The sequence below is a fragment of the Pseudomonas sp. 4CAES_32.4 genome (assembly GCF_058136335.1).
Genome location: NZ_CM176882.1, coordinates 1,792,480 through 1,811,269, shown reverse-complemented (window position 1 = coordinate 1,811,269; position 18,790 = coordinate 1,792,480). Strand labels below are relative to the sequence as shown.

The window sequence follows — 18,790 nt, the reverse complement described above, 5'->3', positions numbered from 1 at the left end:
TTAGAAGGTATCGGCCACGCAGAAACTTGCGTAAGACGAAAAGGCGATATCAACAGGCCTGGATACTTCGAACACTCGCCATTAACGATTCAGCGCGGTTTTCCCGGTGAGCTCCGATCGCGGCAAGATTGCCAGGAAGTTATCCCGCGCGACTTTGCGCGCAACATCCTCCGGCAGCGCATCAAGGAACGGTTTGAAGCTGTGCAGCTCCTGACCGAGCTTGTTGAAACGTCCTACCACGTCGGAGCCGAGCATGAAGCGTTCTGGGTACTTCTCAACCAGAGCGAGCCATTCCGAACGCGGCGCGCCCTGCTCGTCCAGCAGATACGGGATGAGCATGCTCCACGACAGGTCGATATACAGATTCGGATAGGCCTCCAGCATGCGGGTCAGGGTTGGCAGCAAGAATTTCAGTTGCGTCTGATGCCGATGGATTTCCGCGCTGGTGCCCGCGTGCGCCCAAATGAAGCGTGTGTGCGGGTGATTGCGCAGCGGCTCCTCGACTTCCTGCAGGTACAAAGGATTTTTCTCACGCTTGGAGGTGATGTTGGAGTGCAGCATCACCGGCAGATCGTTCTCCGCTGCCAGGTGATAGATCTTGGTCATCGCTTCGTTATTTGCGCGCGGTGTATCGCCAGACGTCAGCGCCGTAAGGTCATCATGTCGAGTGAACACTTCGCCAATGCCCTGCCACAGCCCCGGATACAGATCGAGCATGCGCTGGATGTGTGCGGCGGAGTTCTTGTCGTTGGGATTGAAGCCCGAGAGAAACGGATGAAAGTACGGACGCTTATCGGCTGGCAGCTTCTGCACCGCATTGGCGACGATCACATCGGTCGCGCTGTACCAATAGGCGTCGGCGTCATCCCCGGCGTAATAGCGCGGACGTTTGGGTTCGTCTTCGTGCCACTTCTTCGCCACCGGAATTCCGGAAATCATTACATGCTCGATGGAATTGTCCTGCATGGCCGTCAGCAATTTCGCCATGCCTGCGCTTTCCTGGAAAAAATCCACATAGTGCAGGTGCGCATCGCTGTAGGTGTATTCACGGGCACTGGCGCCACCGGCGAATACTAAAAGGCAGGCAAGACTCAAACGATACAGGGACACAAGTAATCTCCGGCAAGTAGGCATAGCCTAGACCGCGCCCCGACAACAAGGGTTCATCCCCGCAGGAAAGTGGAACGCGTCCCGGTGGGAATGCTCTATAACTGCAAGGTCTTGTTTGACTGAACGACTTTTCCTACTGCCAGTGAGGTTCCCATGACCGTTACCGTCAATACCGTCTCCGCTGAAGGTTTTCGTCACACCGTACAGATCGATGATCACGAATTGTTCGCCGACGTGCCGAAATCCGCCGGCGGCGAAGGCTCAGCGCCTGAGCCGCACGACTACTTCGATGCCGCGCTTGGTGCCTGCAAAGCGCTGACGCTGAAGATGTACGCGAAGAAGAAAGACATCCCGCTGACCGGCGTCGGTGTCGACGTCAAACGCGACAATAGCGAAGAGCAGAAAGGCAAATACGTCCTGCACGTCACCCTCACCCTCAAAGGCGTGCTCACTGACGCTCAGCGCGAGGAGTTGCTGCGTGTCGCCGACCGTTGCCCGATTCACAAACTCATGACCACCACTGACGTGACCATCGAAACCCACGCCCCACAAGGCTTTGACAGCCAGTAACCCTCCTCATGCCAGCGGCGGGTTATGCTTCTGGCATCACCCGCTCAGCCTGGAATGCACCATGGACACGCAACCTCTGATCATCCGCCCACGCGCCGAAGACGTCGAAGGCCAGCCGATTTTGCGCCCCCTGCCGTCAGCCAAATGCCGCAGTGTCGGACCTTTCGTGTTTTTTGATCACATGCTCGAGACGGTTTATCCGACGGGCAAAGGCATGAACATCCGACAACATCCGCACATTGGTCTGTCAACGCTGACGTATCTGTTCGAAGGACAAATCCAGCACAAGGACAGCCTTGGCTCCGATCAGGTGGTCAGTGCCGGTGATGTCAGCTGGATGACCGCCGGCAGCGCTATCGCGCATGTTGAGCGCACACCTGAGCCGTTGTGGAATCAGAGTTTCACGATGCATGGCTTGCAGATCTGGCTGGCCTCGCCCAAGGGTCACGAACAAGGCCCGGGGCACTACAGCCATCACCCGGCGGCGACCTTGCCGGTCAGCGAAAACCTCGGCGTGCAGATTCGGATGATTGCCGGGTCAGGCTTTTGCCTGGAATCGCCGGTGCCGGTGCTTTCTCCTACGTTGTATGCGGAAGTGAAGATGCAAACGGCGACCACGTTACTGGTTCCGACCGAGCATGAAGAGCGGGCGGTTTACGTGTTGAGTGGTGATGCGCAGTTGAACGGCGATGCCATTGAGCCGCATGCGCTGGTGGTGTTGCCGGCCGGGCAAGAGATGAGTCTGTTTGCCGAGAGTGATGTTCACGCCATGGTGTTTGGCGGCGCGCCGCTGGACGGGCCTCGGCGGATCAACTGGAATTTTGTCGCGAGTGATCCGGCGGCGATCGATGAGGCACGGCGTAAATGGGCGGCCGGGGATTGGCCGACGGTGCCGGGGGAAGTTGAGCGGATCGAATTGCCTTAGTGCTGCGTCGCCTGTGAGTCAGTCATCGCTGGCAAGCCAGCTCCCACAGGTTTTTCGCGTCGAATGGATATTCCGCAAACGACTCGAAAACTGTGGGAGCTGGCTTGCCAGCGATGGGGCTTGGTCAGGCACCACAAAGATCAGTGCCTGACAACTGAATCAGCCCTTAAACACTTCATCCAGCAAATCATGCATCGACTTGAACGCGCGCTTGGCGGTCTTCTCGTCGTACATCATCTTGCCCGGCACATTGGCATGCGGATCGGTAAAGGAGTGCACTGCACCGCCGTAGCTCAGCAACTGCCAATCGACCTTCGCTGCGTTCATTTCGTCCTCAAACGCTGGCAGCTGCTCCTTTGGCACCAACGGGTCAGAGGCGCCGTGCAACACCAACACCGAACCCTTGATGTTCTGCGCATCCGCCGGGTTCGGCGAATCCAGCGTGCCATGGAACGACACCGCAGCCTTCACCGGCGCGCCGGTGCGCGCCAGATCCAGTGCACAGCAACCGCCGAAACAGAACCCGAACACCGCCAGTTTCGACGTGTCCACCGCCGCCTCGCCCTGCTTCTGCAACTGCTCGAACGCCGCCTGCATACGCTTGCGCAGCAACGCGCGATCATCCTTCAACGGCATCATCGCCGCGCCAGCCTGATCAGCGTTTTGCGGACGCACCGCCTGACCGTACACGTCAGCGATCAACACCACGTAGCCCTTGGCCGCCACCGATTTGGCGATCTCTTCGGCACCGGCGCTGACGCCCATCCAGTTCGGCGCCATCAACAAACCCGGAAGCGCGCCTTTATGCTCGGCGTCGAACGCCAAACGACCTTCATAAGGCTGGCCGTCGATCTGATAGACCACGGAACGTACAGTGACTTGGCTCATTTCTGACTCCTGATTGGTGAAACACCAGAATGAAAAAACCCGCCGAAGCGGGTTTTTCTACGACTTGGTTAAACCGACAGCTCAACCAGCAGCTTGTTCAGGCGGCGCACATAAGCGGCCGGATCCTTCAAGCTATCGCCGGCAGCCAGGGCTGCCTGATCGAAGAGGATGTGCGACAGGTCGCCAAAACGCTCTTCGCTCTGCTCGCCATCGAGTTTCTCGATCAGCGGGTGGCTTGGGTTGAATTCGAAGATCGGCTTCGAGTCCGGCACCTTCTGACCGCTGGCTTCGAGGATCTGACGCATCTGCAGACCCAGATCCTGTTCGCCGATGGCCAGGATGGCCGGCGAATCGGTCAGACGATGGGAGACGCGGACTTCAGCCACGGAATCGCCCAGCGCGGTTTTCAGACGCTCAACCAGACCTTCTTTGGACTTGGCGACTTCTTCTGCGGCTTTTTTGTCCTCTTCCGAGTCCAGGTTGCCCAGATCGAGATCACCGCGTGCCACGTCGACAAAGGTCTTGCCGTCGAACTCGCTGAGGTAGCTCATCAGCCACTCGTCGATACGGTCGGTCAGCAGCAGCACTTCGATGCCTTTCTTGCGGAAGACTTCCAGGTGCGGGCTGTTCTTGACCTGCGCATAGGTTTCGCCGGTGAGGTAGTAGATCTTGTCCTGACCTTCCTTGGCGCGTGCCAGGTAGTCAGCCAGACCGACGATCTGCTCGCCGTCGTCGCCGTTGGTCGATGCGAAACGCAGCAGACCGGCAATTTTTTCCTTGTTGGCGAAGTCTTCTGCCGGGCCTTCTTTCATGACCTGACCGAAGTTCTTCCAGAAGCCTTTGTATTGCTCAGGCTCGTTCTTCGCCAGTTTTTCCAGCATGTCGAGTACACGCTTGGTCAGCGCGGTCTTCATCGAATCGATGATCGGGTCTTTCTGCAGGATCTCGCGCGACACGTTCAGCGACAGGTCGTTGGAATCGACCACGCCTTTGATGAAGCGCAGGTACAGCGGCAGGAACGACTCGGCCTGATCCATGACGAACACGCGTTGCACGTACAGCTTCAGGCCTTTCGGCGCTTCACGCTGGTACAGGTCGAACGGTGCGCGGGCCGGCACGTACAGCAGCGAGCTGTATTCGAGCTTGCCTTCGACTTTGTTGTGGCTCCAGGCCAACGGGTTTTCAAAGTCGTGAGCGATGTGCTTGTAGAACTCCTGGTATTCCTCGTCCTTCACGTCAGTGCGCGGGCGGGTCCACAGGGCGCTGGCGCGGTTGACTGTTTCCCATTCAACGGCCGGTGCCTCTTCGCCTTCAGCGGCAGCCGCTTCTTTCGGCAGCTCGATCGGCAAAGCGATGTGGTCGGAGTACTTCTTGATGATGTTGCGCAGACGCCAGCCATCAGCGAATTCGTCTTCGGCAGCTTTCAGGTGCAGGACGATTCGAGTGCCGCGCTCTGGTTTTTCGATGGTGGCGACTTCGAACTCGCCCTCGCCTTTCGACGACCAGTGCACACCTTCGCTGGCTGGAGTGCCGGCGCGACGGGAATACACATCAACCTGGTCGGCAACAATGAACGCCGAGTAGAAGCCCACACCGAATTGACCGATCAGGTGCGAATCTTTTTTCTGATCGCCCGAGAGATTCTTCATGAAATCAGCGGTGCCCGATTTGGCGATGGTCCCCAGATGGGTAATCACATCGTCACGGTTCATGCCGATACCGTTGTCTTCGAGGGTGACGGTCTTGGCGTCTTTGTCGAAGCTCACACGGATTTTCAGATCAGCGCCACCTTCGAGCAACTCTGGCTTGGCCAGGGCTTCGAAGCGCAGCTTGTCGACAGCGTCAGAGGCGTTCGAGATCAATTCGCGAAGGAAGATTTCCTTGTTGGAATACAGCGAATGGATCATGAGGTGCAGCAGCTGCTTTACCTCGGTCTGGAAGCCCAGGGTTTCCTTTTGAGTTTCCACACTCATGGTCATCAAACTCCAATCAGATGGCAGTGGCCGCGACCCGAAATGGTCGGCGGCGGGTTGTCTTGTGAGTTTGGGGCGCTGTTCAGGATTTCAAGGGCTCATCGATTTTGAAGTGCGCACGGGCGGTGGCAATTGGCTCACTTTCGGTGCTTTGCCAGGCTGTGATCGCAACGTTGGCCACGCGGCGGCCCTGGCGGCACACCTGACATTTGGCCCAAGTGTCGCGAAACTGCCCGGCGCGCAGGTAATCGAGGGAGAAGTCGATAATCTTTGGCACGCCCGGCGTTTCGGTGAAAATCAATAAATGCAGCGCCGCTGCCAACTCCATGAACCCGGCAATCACACCGCCATGGATGGCTGGCAATAAAGGGTTACCAATGTTGTCCTTGTTCGCCGGCAGCTTGAACAGAAGCTCATCGCCGACGCGCGAACATTCAATGCCGATCAGTCCCGCATAGGGGATCAATTGCAACAGCGGCGCGTAGTCGCCTTGAGCGTGAGCCTGCTGCAACTGTTGTTTCAGGTCTTCGCTCACGGGCGGTCTCCTTTTATTGCGCCGCCAAAGCCTTTGGTGCCTCTGAGGCCCTTGCCCATGCGCATGAACGTTCCAACGACATGGGCGATTGGCCGCTCGGGATCATCCTGATAAGCGAAGCCGCGGGCGAAGATCACGTCCGTCGTGACCCGGTAGCATTGCGCGAAGCCATACACATCTTTATTCGGCTCGGCGGCATGCATGTAGTCGATACGCAGATCGAGGGTCGGACACACCTCGAATTCCGGCAGAACGCACAGCGTGGACATTCCGCAGGCGGTGTCCATCAATGAGGTAATGGCGCCGCCATGGATCACCCCGGTCTGCGGGTTGCCGACGATTTTTGTGCTGTACGGAAGGATCACCGTGAGGCCCTCGCTGGAGGCGCTGTGCACGCGCAATTCAAGTACCTGACAGTGTCGTAACGCGGAGAGAAACCGCGTCGCGCGCTCAAAAACGGGGTTTTCGGCCATTTGATAATTACTCTCGTTAGAGCCTTCTGCCAGTAGTAAGGAATACAGCAAAAGTTCCGCTTAAAAACAATCTTATATATCTGAAAGAAATGAGGAACTTAACCCTCGGCGCCAAGCTCTTAAGGCCAGTAGTTATTTTCCATAAGGAGAAACACCCCATGCGTAAGACTTTAGCTATTGCCTTGATGTTGACCGCTTCCCTCGGTCTCGCTGCCTGCGATAAAAAATCCGAGGACAAAGCTCAAGATGCCAACCAACATGCTGAGCAAGCTCAGCAGGACATGAACAAAGCGCAGGATAAAGTGAACGACGCTGCGAAAGAAAACGCCGAAGCTGCCAAAGCTCAGGCTGAATCGAACGCTGCCGCACAAGACGAAGCTGCCAAGAAGCAATAATTCGCTTTTTGCTGCAGAAAAAGAAAACCCGCCAAGTGCGGGTTTTCTTTTGTCCGGGATTTAACGGCAATGCACTCTTAGAGCAAAACGGTTCTAAAAGTCGGACTAATCATCAGTAACAGCGAACACACTAATCCAACAAACCAGACCAAGCTGCGCAGTGAAGGCTGATCAGCCAGATAAAGCCACAAGTAAAGAATCCGCGCGATCACAAAGATGATCGCCAATGTATCGATCAGCCATCCCGCCGTTTGGGTGGTGTGCGCCATCAGCACGCCGACCGCAAACAACATGAACGCTTCAATGCTGTTCTGGTGCGCCGCCAGCGCTCTGGCGCCGTAACCGGTGAGTTGCGCTTGTTGCTGACGCGGAGTGTGGTTGTTGTAACCGCCCTGCTCCTTCATGGCCTTGGCCACTGGCATGCGCGCCACGTAGATCAACAAAGCACTGATAAACACACACCAGAACGGAATACTCATCAAACGGCCTCTTTGTTCGCCTCGGGAATGGGCGCCTCTGTAGGGGTATAGACCATTACGTCGAGAACGTCGGAATGAAACTCGCGGCGGTACAGAACCACGACCACACCTGCACTCATCATCATGAACAGCCACGGGCTGACGAACCACGCCAGCATGCTCATGCCGAAATAGTAGGCGCGCAGGCCGAAGTTGAACTGGTTGGCCGCCATCGAAATCACCCGCGCCGCTCGCGCAGCAAATGCTTTGCGCTCCTGCTCGGAGACCTGCCGCTCGCCAACCATCGGCGCCGAGCCCACCAATACTGCCGCGAAGTTGTACTGACGCATGCACCAGCTGAAAGTGAAGAAGGCGTAGACGAATACCATCGCCAGGCACAGCAGTTTGATCTCTGACATGCCCTGCGATGCCTGCTGCACCATCGGGATATCCGCCAGCAACGACACTGCCCGCTCCGACGCACCGAGCACGGTGAGAATGCCGGCCAGAATGATCAACGTGCTGGAGGCGAAGAACGAGGCATTACGCTCCAGATTACCGATCACGCTGGCATCGGCGATGCGGTTATCGCGCAACAGCATGCGGCGCATCCAGTCTTCGCGATACAGGTGCAACACGCTGGCCAGACAGGCCGTATCGCGCGCCTTCCACGAAGCATAACGGGTATAACCACCCCAGCAGATGACGAACCAGACAGCGGCGAGCAAGTGAATCAGGTTGGCTTGGATGAACGACATGCAATTCCTTGTGAGAAGTGAACACTGTCTACGAGGGAGCGAGCTTGCTCGCTCCCACATGAAAACATGGCAACTCTTCGACGTTAGCTCAGGGAAAAAGACACTGCCTGACGCGCATAAAAAATGCCCCGTATCGATTGATACGGGGCATTTCTGTTTAAGCGTTGAGGACCCGCTTGTGGCGGGTCAGACAACGTCAGGCAACCGCTTCGCTGCGCTTGCCCAGCAGGCGATCGCAGACAACCGCAACCACCAGGGTCATCACGCACGGCACCAGCCACGCCAGACCCTGCTCGCTCAGCGGCAGGTGCGACAGCTGCGTCGGCATCCAGTCAGCCAGACCGGCGCCCTTCAGCGCATCGATGCTACCGAACACGAACGACACCAGCATCACCGGGCCAAGAATGCGCCCGTGTTCATGCCAGAAGTCTTTGCAGAAGCTCAGCGCCACCAGAACGATGCATGGCGGGTAGATCGCGGTCAGCACCGGGATCGAGAACGCGATCAGCTTGGTCAGGCCCAGGTTCGACACCAGCAACGAGAATGCCGCGAGGATGATCACCAATGTCTTGTAGGACAGTGGCAGTACACGGCTGAAGTACTCGGCACAGGCGCAGGTCAGACCCACCGCCGTTACCAGACACGCCAGCGAGATCAGCACCGCAAGGAAACCGCTGCCCAGCGAACCGAAGGTGTGCTGAACATAAGCGTGCAAGACCGCTGCGCCGTTGGTGGCACCGACGGCTACTTCGTGGCTGCCGGAACCGAGACGGAACAGGCTGATATACACCAGCGCCAGACCGACGCCGGCGATCAAACCAGCGATGATCGCGTAACGGGTGATCAACTTCGGCGACTCGACACCACGCGAGCGGATCGCGTTGACGATGACGATACCGAACACCAGTGCGCCCAAGGTATCCATGGTCAGGTAACCATTGATGAAACCTTGGGAGAACGGTGCAGCGACGTATTCCGGCGTGCCGTGGCCAATGTCACCGGCCGGCAAGGCGAATGCGGCGATGCCAAGCACTGCCAACGCGATGATCTTCAGCGGCGCGAGGAAACGGCCGACAGTGTCCAGCAAACGCCCAGGGTAGAGCGAGATGAAGAACACCAGCAGGAAGTACACCGAGCTGTAGAGGAACAGCGCCAGCGGGCTTTCGCCGGTCAGCGGCGCCAGGCCTACTTCGAAGGACACGGTCGCGGTACGCGGAGTGGCGAACAACGGACCGACCGCCAGATAGCACGCAGCAGCAAGAATGCCACCGGCGACCTTGCCGATCGGGCTGCTCAACGCGTCCATCGCCCCGCCGACCTTGGCCAGCGCGACGACGGTGATCACCGGCAGACCTACTGCGGTGATCAGGAAGCCCAGCGCAGCCATCCAGACGTGAGGTCCGGCCTGCAAGCCAACGATAGGCGGAAAGATGATGTTGCCGGCCCCAACGAACAGGGCAAATGTCATAAAGCCAAGTGCCAGGATGTCCTGACCTTTCAAAACTTTCATTAAGGTAATACCACACTGCTGAAATCGGAATTTAGAGGGGGGATTGCCCTGTGTAATTAGGGAAATGCTGTCGATCCGTATGGGACTGACCCTTAAAGCGCGTTGCATGCCTTGTGGGCGGCAGACGCAAAAATGGCTGCTAGCCTAACGAATTTGGCGTGTAAACGCACTGTTAGAGGGCGAACTATCCGATACGCGACGTTTCTTTGTCGCGTTTATGTATGAAAAGCAGCCGCAAGCTACAAGTTTCAAGCGACAAGCTTTTGTCTTGCAGCTGGCAACTTGTCGCTTTCAACTGCTCTTGAACGACAAAGGCCACCCGAAGGTGGCCTTTGTTTGGTGAAGCGTCAGCTAAGCGCGAGGCTTACTTGACAGCCCAACCAGTCAGCTCGGCCAAGGCCTTGCCGATGTCTGCCAGCGAACGCACGGTTTTAACGCCTGCGTCTTGCAGCGCAGCGAATTTCTCGTCTGCAGTGCCTTTGCCGCCAGAGATGATTGCGCCAGCATGGCCCATGCGCTTGCCCGGAGGAGCAGTCACACCAGCGATGTAGGAAACAACCGGTTTGGTCACGTGTGCCTTGATGTAGGCAGCCGCTTCTTCTTCAGCCGAACCGCCGATCTCACCGATCATTACGATCGCTTCGGTCTTCGGGTCTTCCTGGAACAGCTTCAGGATGTCGATGAAGTTCGAACCCGGGATCGGGTCACCACCGATGCCGACGCAAGTCGACTGACCGAAACCGGCGTCAGTAGTCTGCTTGACAGCTTCGTAGGTCAGGGTGCCGGAACGCGAAACGATACCGACCTTGCCTGGCAAGTGAATGTGACCTGGCATGATGCCGATCTTGCACTCGCCCGGAGTGATAACGCCTGGGCAGTTAGGGCCGATCAGGACTACGCCCAGCTCGTCGCACTTAACTTTAGCGTCCAGCATGTCCAGGGTAGGAATGCCTTCGGTGATGCAAACGATCAGCTTGATGCCGCCGAATGCCGCTTCCAGGATCGAATCTTTGCAGAAAGGAGCCGGAACGTAGATCACGCTGGCGGTAGCGCCAGTCGCTTCTACTGCGTCTTTGACGGTGTTGAACACTGGCAGACCCAGGTGCTCGGTGCCGCCTTTGCCAGGAGTAACGCCACCAACCATCTTGGTGCCGTATTCGATGGCTTGCTGGGTGTGGAAACTACCTTGCGAACCGGTAATACCCTGGCAGATAACTTTGGTGTCTTTATTGATCAGGACGCTCATTATTTGCCCTCCGCAGCTTTGACAACTTGTTGAGCAGCGTCGGTCAGGCTGGTAGCAGCGATGATGTTCAAACCGCTTTCTGCCAGTACTTTAGCGCCCAGCTCAGCGTTGTTACCTTCAAGGCGAACAACAACCGGGATTTTCACGCCGACTTCTTTCACAGCGCCGATGATGCCTTCGGCAATCATGTCGCAGCGAACGATGCCGCCGAAGATGTTGACCAGTACTGCAGCGACGTTGGTGTCGGACAGGATGATCTTGAACGCTTCAGTTACGCGTTCTTTGGTAGCGCCACCGCCTACGTCGAGGAAGTTGGCTGGCTTGCCGCCATGCAGGTTGACGATGTCCATGGTACCCATGGCCAGGCCAGCACCGTTGACCATGCAGCCGATGTTGCCTTCCAGTGCTACGTAGTTCAGTTCGAACTTGGCAGCGTGCGCTTCGCGCGGATCGTCTTGCGACGGATCGTGGAAAGTCTTCAGCTTAGGCTGACGGTACATGGCGTTGGCGTCGATGTTGATCTTGGCGTCGAGGCAATGCAGATCGCCGTCAGCCTTGATCACCAGCGGGTTCACTTCCAGCAGAGCGAGGTCGTGATCTTTGAACAGTTTGGCCAGACCTACGAAGATCTTGGCGAACTGAGCAACCTGCTTGCCTTCCAGACCCAACTGGAATGCCAGCTCGCGACCCTGGAATGGCTGAGCGCCAACCAGTGGATCGATAGTGGCCTTGAGAATTTTTTCTGGAGTGTCGTGAGCGATTTTCTCGATGTCCACGCCACCTTCGGTGGAAGCCATGAACACGATGCGACGGCTCGAACGGTCAACGACAGCGCCCAGGTACAGCTCTTTAGCGATATCAGTGCACGATTCAACCAGGATCTTGGTGACTGGCTGGCCATTGGCGTCAGTCTGGTAAGTCACCAGACGCTTGCCCAGCCACTGCTGTGCGAAGGCTTTGGCGTCTTCTTTGCTGCGAACCAGCTTAACGCCGCCCGCTTTACCGCGACCACCGGCGTGGACCTGGGCTTTGACAACCCACTCGCTGCCGCCGATTTTGTCGCAAGCTTCTGCTGCTGCTTCCGGGGTGTCTACTGCGTAACCAGTGGAAACTGGCAGGCCGTATTCAGCGAACAGCTGCTTACCCTGATACTCGTGAAGATTCATGCTTTTTACCGTCTTCGTTAGGTACTGCGCATTCGGCGCTGCGCTCGATTGAGTGCCGCGCCACCTGTGACTGCTGCTTGCGTAGCTGAGCTACGCAAGACTGCGTCCAGCGGACATTCCGCGGTGAGACTTGCTCGCAAGGCTCACGACGGGCCGTTACCGCCGTGGTTTCTTATTGTCTGTTAACGCTTTTTGCGGTTGGCAATGTGGATGGCGCCGCCATTCACTGCCAAAGCAGCTTCGTGCAAGGCTTCAGACAGGGTCGGATGGGAGAAAACCATCATGCCCAGGTCTTCAGCGCTGGTGCCGAATTCCATACCGATCGCGCCCTGCTGAACCAGTTCTGCAGCGCTCGGGCCAATCACGTGCACGCCCAATACGCGGTCGGTCTTGGCATCAGCGATGACCTTGACGAAACCACCGGTATCGTTGGCGGCCATGGCACGGCCGGAAGCGGCGAACGGGAAGGTGCCGACGTTAACTTCAACGCCTTCAGCTTTCAAGGCCTGCTCGGTTTTGCCAACCCACGCGATTTCCGGGTGAGTATAAATAACCGAAGGGATCAGGTCATAGTTCATCTGGGCTTTGTGGCCCTTGATGCGCTCGACAACCATGATGCCTTCTTCGGAAGCTTTGTGAGCCAGCATCATGCCGCGAACCACGTCACCGATGGCGAAAACGCCCGGTACGGTGGTCGCGCAGTGATCGTCAACGTGCACGAAACCGCGCTCGTCGAGGGTCACGCCGCTGTCGGAAGCCAGCAGATCAGTGGTCACCGGACGGCGACCAACGGCTACGATCAGCTTGTCGAAAGTGATGGTCTGTTCGCCGTTGGCGTCGGTGTAGTTCACAACGACTTCGTCGCCGTTCACTTTCGAGCCGGTCACGCGAGCGCCCAGTTTGATGTCCAGACCTTGTTTGGTCAGGGTTTTCAGCGCTTCCTTGGAAACAGCGGTGTCCGCTGCCATCAGGAAGGTGTCCAGAGCTTCCAGAACAACCACTTCCGAACCCAGACGCGACCATACCGAACCCAGTTCCAGGCCGATCACGCCAGCGCCGATCACGCCCAGACGCTTAGGTACGGTTTGGAATTCCAGTGCGCCAGTCGAATCAACGATGACTTTCTGATCAACCGGAGCCGGTGGAATGTCGATCGGACGCGAACCTGGAGCCAGAATCACGTTTTCAGCTTCGATCACTTCAACCGAGCCGTCTGGCTTGGTGACTTCGACTTTCTTGCCAGCCAGCAGTTTGCCGTGGCCCTGGATCGAAGTAACGCCGTTAGCCTTGAACAGAGTGGCAACGCCGCCGGTCAGGTTCTTGACGATGCCAGCCTTGCGGCCAACCATCGCAGCGACGTCCATTTTGACTTCGCCGGTCGAGATACCGTGAACGTTGAAGCTTTCTTTCGCTTCCTTGTATTTCCAGGAGCTGTCGAGCAGCGCCTTGGAAGGAATGCAGCCCACGTTCAGGCAGGTGCCGCCCAGGGCTTGCTTGCCTTCTGCGTCGGTGTACTTCTCGATGCAGGCAGTGGTCAGACCCAGCTGCGCGGCCTTGATGGCAGCCACGTAGCCACCAGGGCCAGCACCGATCACTACTACGTCAAATTTCTGCGACATTCAAAAAATCCTCTTTAGCAATAAAGCTACAAGCCGCAAGCCCCAAGCTCCAAGCCCACCCCGCTCGCTTTGAGCTTGTGGCTTGAAACTTGAAGCTTGCCGCTGTTTTTTAGATATCCAGCAACAGACGAGCCGGATCTTCCAGCAGGTTCTTGATGGTCACCAGGAAGGTCACAGCTTCTTTGCCATCGATCAGACGGTGATCGTAGGACAGTGCCAGGTACATCATCGGACGGATAACGACCTGACCGTTGATGGCCATAGGACGCTGGATGATGTTGTGCATGCCCAGAATCGCCGCCTGCGGCGGGTTGACGATCGGGGTCGACATCATCGAACCGAAGGTACCACCGTTGGTGATGGTGAAGGTACCACCGGTCATCTCGTCCATCGACAGTTTGCCGTCACGGGCTTTTTTGCCGAATGTTGCGATGCCGCCTTCGATTTCGGCCAGGCTCATCAGTTCGGCGTTACGCAGAACCGGAACAACCAGGCCACGGTCGCTGGAAACGGCAACGCCGATGTCCGCATAGCCGTGGTAAACGATGTCGCCGCCGTCGATCGACGCGTTGACAGCCGGGAAGCGTTTCAGCGCTTCGGTCGCGGCTTTGACGAAGAACGACATGAAGCCCAGGCGTACGCCATTGTGCGACTTCTCGAACAGGTCTTTGTACTTCGAACGCAGCGCCATGACTTCAGTCATGTCGACTTCGTTGAACGTGGTCAGCATCGCCATGTTCGACTGTGCTTCAACCAGACGCTTGGCCACGGTGGCACGAACGCGGGTCATCGGTACGCGCTTCTCGATGCGGTCGCCAGCGGCGAACACAGGAGCGGCGGCCGAAGGAGCAGCAGCCTTGGCAGGCGCGGCAGCCGGAGCGGCTTTCTTCGCAGCAACAGCTGCAACCACGTCTTCCTTGGTCACACGACCGCCTTTGCCAGTGCCGGCAACGGAAGCGATGTTGATGCCGTTTTCTTCAGCCAGTTTGCGCGCAGCAGGAGCAGCAACAGGATCGTCTTCGCCTTCAGCGGCAGCCGGTGCAGCGGCAGCAGCGGCCGGAGCAGCAGCAGCGGCTGGAGCGGCGGCGGCAGCGCCACCTTCCTGGATGGAGCCCAGCACTTCGTCGGACAGGACGGTTTCGCCCTCGCCCTTGACGATTGCGCCCAGCACGCCATCGGCGGTAGCCAGAACTTCCAGTACGACTTTGTCAGTTTCAATGTCGACGATCAGTTCGTCGCGCTTGACGGCGTCGCCCGGTTGTTTGTGCCAGGTGGCAACGGTGCCATCGGCAACCGATTCCGGGAAAGTGGGGGCTTTGATCTCGATAGCCATTATCTGTGGTTCCTTAAATTCGGTTTCAGGTGCGCGAAGGCGTTAAATGGTAAACGCGTCTTGCAGGAGTTTTTCCTGCTGCTCGGCGTGCATCGATGCGTAACCACAAGCAGGTGCAGCAGAAGCCTCACGGCCCGCGTACTCAAGTACGAGAGACTTGTCGAGGTTCCCGATGCTGCGACGCAAGTGGTGCTGGCTGCAGTACCAGGCGCCCTGGTTCATCGGCTCTTCCTGACACCAAACGGCATTTTTGACGTTGGTGTACGGAGCCAGGACTTCTTTCAAGTCGTCCTCAGGGAATGGGTACAGCTGCTCGATACGCACGATGGCGATATCTTCACGGCCTTCGGCACGGCGTTTTTCCAGCAGGTCGTAGTAGACCTTGCCGCTACACAGAACAACGCGCTCGACCTTTTTCGGGTCCAGAGCATCGATTTCCGGGATCACGGTCTGGAACGAACCTTCGGCCAGATCTTCCAGGGTCGAGATGGCCAGTTTGTGGCGCAGCAACGACTTCGGCGTCAGCACGATCAGCGGCTTGCGCAGCGGACGAATCACCTGACGACGCAGCAAGTGGTAGATCTGTGCTGGCGTGGTCGGTACCGCTACCTGAATGTTGTGCTCGGCGCACAGTTGCAGGTAACGCTCAAGACGTGCCGAGCTATGCTCAGGGCCCTGACCTTCGTAACCGTGTGGCAGCAACATGGTCAGACCGCAGAGACGGCCCCACTTGTGCTCGCCGCTGGTGATGAACTGGTCGATTACAACCTGTGCACCGTTGGCGAAATCGCCGAACTGGGCTTCCCAGATCACCAGCGCATCCGGCGTGGTGGTCGAGTAACCGTATTCGAACGCCAGTACCGCTTCTTCCGACAGGAACGAGTCGTACAGGTCAAAGCGTGGCTGACCGTCGTACAAGTGTTGCAGCGGAATGTAGGTGCCCGCGTCTTTCTGGTTGTGCAACACAGCGTGACGGTGCGAGAACGTGCCGCGGCCGATGTCCTGACCGGTCATGCGGATCGGGTGACCTTCGAACGCCAGGGTCGCGTACGCCATGGTTTCGGCGTAACCCCAGTTGATCGGCAGGCCGCCGGCTTGCATCTTCTGACGGTCTTCGTAGATCTTCGACACCTGACGCTGAACCACGAAGCCTTCCGGAATTTCCAGCAGCTTGGCGGACAGTTCCTGCAGGGTCTTCAGATCAAAGCGAGTGTCGTGACGCGCAGTCCAGGCGTGGCCCAGATACGGACGCCAGTCCACGAACAGCTCTTTGTTCGGCTCTTTGACCAGCGATTTCACGACGTGCAGACCGTTGTCCAGCGCGTTGCGGTATTCGTCGACTTTCGCCTGAACACGCTCTGCGTCAAGAACACCGCCCTGGGTCAGACGATCAGCGTACAGCTCACGGGTGGTGCGCTGTTTGGTGATCTGCTGATACATCAGTGGCTGGGTGCCGCTTGGTTCGTCGGCTTCGTTGTGGCCGCGACGACGGTAGCAGACCAGGTCGATGACCACGTCACGCTTGAACTGCATGCGGTAGTCGATCGCCAGTTGGGTCACGAACAACACGGCTTCCGGATCATCACCATTCACATGGAGGATCGGCGCCTGGATCATCTTGGCAACGTCGGTGGCGTACTCGGTGGAACGCGAGTCCAGCGGGTTGCTGATGGTGAAACCAACCTGGTTGTTGATCACGATGTGCACGGTACCGCCGGTCTTGAAACCGCGGGTCTGCGACATCTGGAAGGTTTCCATGACCACGCCCTGACCGGCGAAAGCCGCGTCACCGTGGATGGAGATCGGCAGAACCTTCTCGCCAGTGGCGTCGTTACGACGATCCTGACGGGCGCGAACCGAACCTTCGACCACCGGGGAAACGATTTCCAGGTGGGACGGGTTGAACGCCATGGCCAGGTGAACTTCACCGCCGGCGGTCATCACGTTGGACGAGAAGCCCTGGTGGTATTTAACGTCACCGGAACCGAGCTCGACCTTCTTCTTGCCTTCGAACTCGTCGAACAGCTCGCGCGGGTTCTTGCCGAAGGTGTTGACCAGTACGTTCAGACGGCCACGGTGGGCCATGCCGATGACGACTTCCTTGGTGCCGTAGGAGCCGGAACGCTGGATCAGTTCGTCGAGCATCGGAATCAGGCTTTCGCCGCCTTCCAGACCGAAACGCTTGGTGCCCGGGTATTTGGTGCCCAGGTATTTTTCCAGGCCTTCACCGGCAGTCACGCGCTCAAGCAGATGGCTCTTGATGTCGGCGGAGTACGTCGGACGACCACGCACGCTTTCCAGACGCTGCTGGAACCACTGGCGCTGCTCGGAATCGGTGATGTGCGTAAATTCAGCGCCGATGGTGCGGCAATATGTCTGCTGCAACGCTTCGTGAATTTCGCGTAGGCTCGCTTCCTCTTTGCCGATGAACAGGTCGCCGGCACGGAAGGTCGTATCAAGATCGGCATTGGTCAAGCCGTAATGATTGATCGACAGGTCTGCAGGTGCAGGACGCTGCCACAGTCCCAGCGGGTCAAGCTGGGCTGCCTGGTGGCCACGCATACGGTAGGCCTGGATCAATCGCAGCACTTCAACTTGCTTCTTCTCGTGCTCACTGCTCACGCTGCCGGCGGAAACCGGTTGAGCGCGGCGCTGGTTCTTTGCCAGCAGCACGAAATGATCGCGAATTGTCGAGTGCGAAACATCAGTGGCAGAGTTGCCGTCGGCAGGCAACTTCTGAAAGTAGGTGCGCCACTCTTCTGGCACAGCGTTAGGGTCGTGCAGGTAGAGCTCATAAAGCTCTTCCACATAGGCAGCGTTTCCACCTGAAAGGTAGGCGCTGTTCCACATGCGCTGCATCACGCTTTCTTGCATGCTTGGTCACCCTCGGTTAGGGGAACACCATCGATGTCGACACCGAGCAAACTTGCAGAAGTCCGAATGCAGCGACTAAAACAAGCCACTTAGGATCACACTGATAGTCCGGGTACCAGCCCGGATGCCCCTGCTTGTCTCATTTCTTCAAAATAAGAGCCGCAGCTTATGACTACTGCTCTGGTTATAGCCATGACGCGGGTTGAAGCCCGCGCCACAGCCTCTACGGTACAGCGGTTACAGCAGCTGAATCACACGCCGCTCGAAAGCAGCATGTTACGGATGTGACCGATGGCCTTAGTCGGGTTCAGGCCTTTCGGACATACGTTGACGCAGTTCATGATGCCCCGGCAGCGGAATACGCTGAACGGGTCATCGAGCGAAGCCAGACGTTCGCTGGTCTTGGTGTCACGGCTGTCTGCCAGGAAGCGATAAGCTTGCAACAGCGCAGCTGGACCCAGGAACTTGTCCGGATTCCACCAGAAGGACGGGCAAGAAGTCGAGCAGCAAGCGCACAGGATGCACTCGTACAGACCGTCTAGCTTTTCGCGCTCTTCTGGCGACTGCAGACGCTCGATGGCCGGAGCCGGCGTGTCGTTCTGCAGGTAAGGCTTCACCTTCTCGTATTGCTTGTAGAAGATGCTCATATCGACAACCAGGTCACGGATAACCGGCAAACCTGGCAGCGGACGAACGATCAACTTGTTACCTTTTACAACGGCAGACAGCGGCGTAATGCATGCCAGACCGTTCTTGCCGTTGATGTTCATGCCGTCGGAGCCGCAGACGCCTTCACGGCAAGAGCGACGATAGGAGAAACCCTCGTCCTGCTCTTTGATCAGGGCCAGCACGTCCAGCACCATCAGGTCTTTACCACCGGTATCGACCTGGAATTCCTGCATGAACGGCGCGGCGTCCTGATCAGGGTTGTAACGATATACGCTGACTTGCAACATG

General features: G+C 57.6%; 17 protein-coding genes. 3 read left to right on the top strand and 14 right to left on the bottom strand.

Annotation, left to right across the window (positions count from 1 at the left end; all coding sequences use genetic code 11):
• Positions 1-81: 81 nt before the first annotated feature.
• Positions 82-1,134, bottom strand: a complete 1,053-nt coding sequence (locus AC3Y64_RS08205; protein WP_489987067.1) for an amidohydrolase family protein — start codon at positions 1,132-1,134, stop codon at positions 82-84.
• Positions 1,135-1,263: 129 nt separating this feature from the next.
• On the opposite strand from AC3Y64_RS08205, the gene AC3Y64_RS08200 reads away from it, so the two are divergent.
• Both AC3Y64_RS08200 and AC3Y64_RS08195 read left to right on the top strand, forming a co-directional pair.
• Positions 1,264-1,680 (top strand): OsmC family protein, encoded by a 417-nt coding sequence (locus AC3Y64_RS08200; RefSeq protein WP_016986397.1) that lies wholly within the window; start codon positions 1,264-1,266, stop codon positions 1,678-1,680.
• Between the two features lie 61 nt (positions 1,681-1,741).
• Positions 1,742-2,605: a pirin family protein gene (locus tag AC3Y64_RS08195; RefSeq protein WP_489987066.1), complete on the top strand. Its 864-nt coding sequence runs from the start codon at positions 1,742-1,744 to the stop codon at positions 2,603-2,605.
• A gap of 159 nt (positions 2,606-2,764) precedes the next feature.
• Here the strand turns inward: AC3Y64_RS08195 and AC3Y64_RS08190 are convergent, their stop codons facing one another.
• From AC3Y64_RS08190 to AC3Y64_RS08175, 4 genes are all read right to left on the bottom strand, one after another.
• Positions 2,765-3,493 (bottom strand): dienelactone hydrolase family protein, encoded by a 729-nt coding sequence (locus AC3Y64_RS08190; protein ID WP_489987065.1) that lies wholly within the window; start codon positions 3,491-3,493, stop codon positions 2,765-2,767.
• 68 nt (positions 3,494-3,561) lie between these two features.
• On the bottom strand, positions 3,562-5,466 hold the full coding sequence (gene htpG / locus AC3Y64_RS08185; RefSeq protein ID WP_158958523.1) for a molecular chaperone HtpG: 1,905 nt from the start codon (positions 5,464-5,466) through the stop codon (positions 3,562-3,564).
• An 82-nt stretch (positions 5,467-5,548) separates the two neighbouring features.
• Positions 5,549-6,001, bottom strand: a complete 453-nt coding sequence (locus AC3Y64_RS08180; protein WP_430947143.1) for a PaaI family thioesterase — start codon at positions 5,999-6,001, stop codon at positions 5,549-5,551.
• Positions 5,998-6,474 (bottom strand): PaaI family thioesterase, encoded by a 477-nt coding sequence (locus AC3Y64_RS08175; protein ID WP_489987064.1) that lies wholly within the window; start codon positions 6,472-6,474, stop codon positions 5,998-6,000. The genes AC3Y64_RS08180 and AC3Y64_RS08175 overlap by 4 nt, the downstream gene beginning before the upstream one ends.
• 158 nt (positions 6,475-6,632) lie before the next feature.
• Between AC3Y64_RS08175 and AC3Y64_RS08170 the strand changes: the two genes are divergently transcribed.
• Complete coding sequence (locus AC3Y64_RS08170; protein ID WP_008082962.1) at positions 6,633-6,869, top strand: hypothetical protein; 237 nt, start codon at positions 6,633-6,635, stop codon at positions 6,867-6,869.
• Positions 6,870-6,946: 77 nt separating this feature from the next.
• Here the strand turns inward: AC3Y64_RS08170 and AC3Y64_RS08165 are convergent, their stop codons facing one another.
• From AC3Y64_RS08165 to AC3Y64_RS08125, 9 genes are all read right to left on the bottom strand, one after another.
• A complete protein-coding gene (locus tag AC3Y64_RS08165; RefSeq protein WP_489987063.1) occupies positions 6,947-7,348 on the bottom strand; it encodes an MAPEG family protein in 402 nt (133 codons plus the stop codon).
• A complete protein-coding gene (locus AC3Y64_RS08160) occupies positions 7,348-8,085 on the bottom strand; it encodes a DUF599 domain-containing protein (RefSeq protein WP_489987062.1) in 738 nt (245 codons plus the stop codon). Before AC3Y64_RS08160 ends, AC3Y64_RS08165 begins: the two co-directional genes overlap by 1 nt.
• A gap of 196 nt (positions 8,086-8,281) precedes the next feature.
• Entirely contained in the window at positions 8,282-9,595 is a 1,314-nt protein-coding gene (brnQ, locus tag AC3Y64_RS08155) for a branched-chain amino acid transport system II carrier protein (protein ID WP_158958535.1), read from the bottom strand.
• A gap of 364 nt (positions 9,596-9,959) precedes the next feature.
• Complete coding sequence (gene sucD, locus AC3Y64_RS08150; protein WP_008082972.1) at positions 9,960-10,841, bottom strand: succinate--CoA ligase subunit alpha; 882 nt, start codon at positions 10,839-10,841, stop codon at positions 9,960-9,962.
• Complete coding sequence (gene sucC / locus AC3Y64_RS08145) at positions 10,841-12,007, bottom strand: ADP-forming succinate--CoA ligase subunit beta (RefSeq protein WP_007919879.1); 1,167 nt, start codon at positions 12,005-12,007, stop codon at positions 10,841-10,843. Before sucC ends, sucD begins: the two co-directional genes overlap by 1 nt.
• A 182-nt stretch (positions 12,008-12,189) precedes the next feature.
• A complete protein-coding gene (gene lpdA / locus AC3Y64_RS08140) occupies positions 12,190-13,626 on the bottom strand; it encodes a dihydrolipoyl dehydrogenase (protein WP_034156249.1) in 1,437 nt (478 codons plus the stop codon).
• A 109-nt stretch (positions 13,627-13,735) separates the two neighbouring features.
• Positions 13,736-14,959 (bottom strand): 2-oxoglutarate dehydrogenase complex dihydrolipoyllysine-residue succinyltransferase, encoded by a 1,224-nt coding sequence (gene odhB / locus AC3Y64_RS08135; RefSeq protein WP_064390959.1) that lies wholly within the window; start codon positions 14,957-14,959, stop codon positions 13,736-13,738.
• Positions 14,960-15,001: 42 nt separating this feature from the next.
• Positions 15,002-17,833: a 2-oxoglutarate dehydrogenase E1 component gene (locus AC3Y64_RS08130; RefSeq protein ID WP_093439917.1), complete on the bottom strand. Its 2,832-nt coding sequence runs from the start codon at positions 17,831-17,833 to the stop codon at positions 15,002-15,004.
• 251 nt (positions 17,834-18,084) lie between these two features.
• Positions 18,085-18,789: a succinate dehydrogenase iron-sulfur subunit gene (locus AC3Y64_RS08125; protein ID WP_003223007.1), complete on the bottom strand. Its 705-nt coding sequence runs from the start codon at positions 18,787-18,789 to the stop codon at positions 18,085-18,087.
• Between the last annotated feature and the right edge of the window lies 1 nt (position 18,790).

Excerpts from the sequence above, each read along its gene's own strand:
- AC3Y64_RS08205 (WP_489987067.1), bottom strand. The coding sequence starts at position 1,134 with ATGCCTACTTGCCGGAGATTACTTGTGTCCCTGTATCGTTTGAGTCTT.
- AC3Y64_RS08200 (WP_016986397.1), top strand. The coding sequence starts at position 1,264 with ATGACCGTTACCGTCAATACCGTCTCCGCTGAAGGTTTTCGTCACACC.
- AC3Y64_RS08195 (WP_489987066.1), top strand. The coding sequence starts at position 1,742 with ATGGACACGCAACCTCTGATCATCCGCCCACGCGCCGAAGACGTCGAA.
- AC3Y64_RS08190 (WP_489987065.1), bottom strand. The coding sequence starts at position 3,493 with ATGAGCCAAGTCACTGTACGTTCCGTGGTCTATCAGATCGACGGCCAG.
- htpG (WP_158958523.1), bottom strand. The coding sequence starts at position 5,466 with ATGAGTGTGGAAACTCAAAAGGAAACCCTGGGCTTCCAGACCGAGGTA.
- AC3Y64_RS08175 (WP_489987064.1), bottom strand. The coding sequence starts at position 6,474 with ATGGCCGAAAACCCCGTTTTTGAGCGCGCGACGCGGTTTCTCTCCGCG.
- AC3Y64_RS08170 (WP_008082962.1), top strand. The coding sequence starts at position 6,633 with ATGCGTAAGACTTTAGCTATTGCCTTGATGTTGACCGCTTCCCTCGGT.
- AC3Y64_RS08165 (WP_489987063.1), bottom strand. The coding sequence starts at position 7,348 with ATGAGTATTCCGTTCTGGTGTGTGTTTATCAGTGCTTTGTTGATCTAC.
- AC3Y64_RS08160 (WP_489987062.1), bottom strand. The coding sequence starts at position 8,085 with ATGTCGTTCATCCAAGCCAACCTGATTCACTTGCTCGCCGCTGTCTGG.
- brnQ (WP_158958535.1), bottom strand. The coding sequence starts at position 9,595 with ATGAAAGTTTTGAAAGGTCAGGACATCCTGGCACTTGGCTTTATGACA.
- sucD (WP_008082972.1), bottom strand. The coding sequence starts at position 10,841 with ATGAGCGTCCTGATCAATAAAGACACCAAAGTTATCTGCCAGGGTATT.
- sucC (WP_007919879.1), bottom strand. The coding sequence starts at position 12,007 with ATGAATCTTCACGAGTATCAGGGTAAGCAGCTGTTCGCTGAATACGGC.
- lpdA (WP_034156249.1), bottom strand. The coding sequence starts at position 13,626 with ATGTCGCAGAAATTTGACGTAGTAGTGATCGGTGCTGGCCCTGGTGGC.
- odhB (WP_064390959.1), bottom strand. The coding sequence starts at position 14,959 with ATGGCTATCGAGATCAAAGCCCCCACTTTCCCGGAATCGGTTGCCGAT.
- AC3Y64_RS08130 (WP_093439917.1), bottom strand. The coding sequence starts at position 17,833 with ATGCAAGAAAGCGTGATGCAGCGCATGTGGAACAGCGCCTACCTTTCA.
- AC3Y64_RS08125 (WP_003223007.1), bottom strand. The coding sequence starts at position 18,789 with ATGTTGCAAGTCAGCGTATATCGTTACAACCCTGATCAGGACGCCGCG.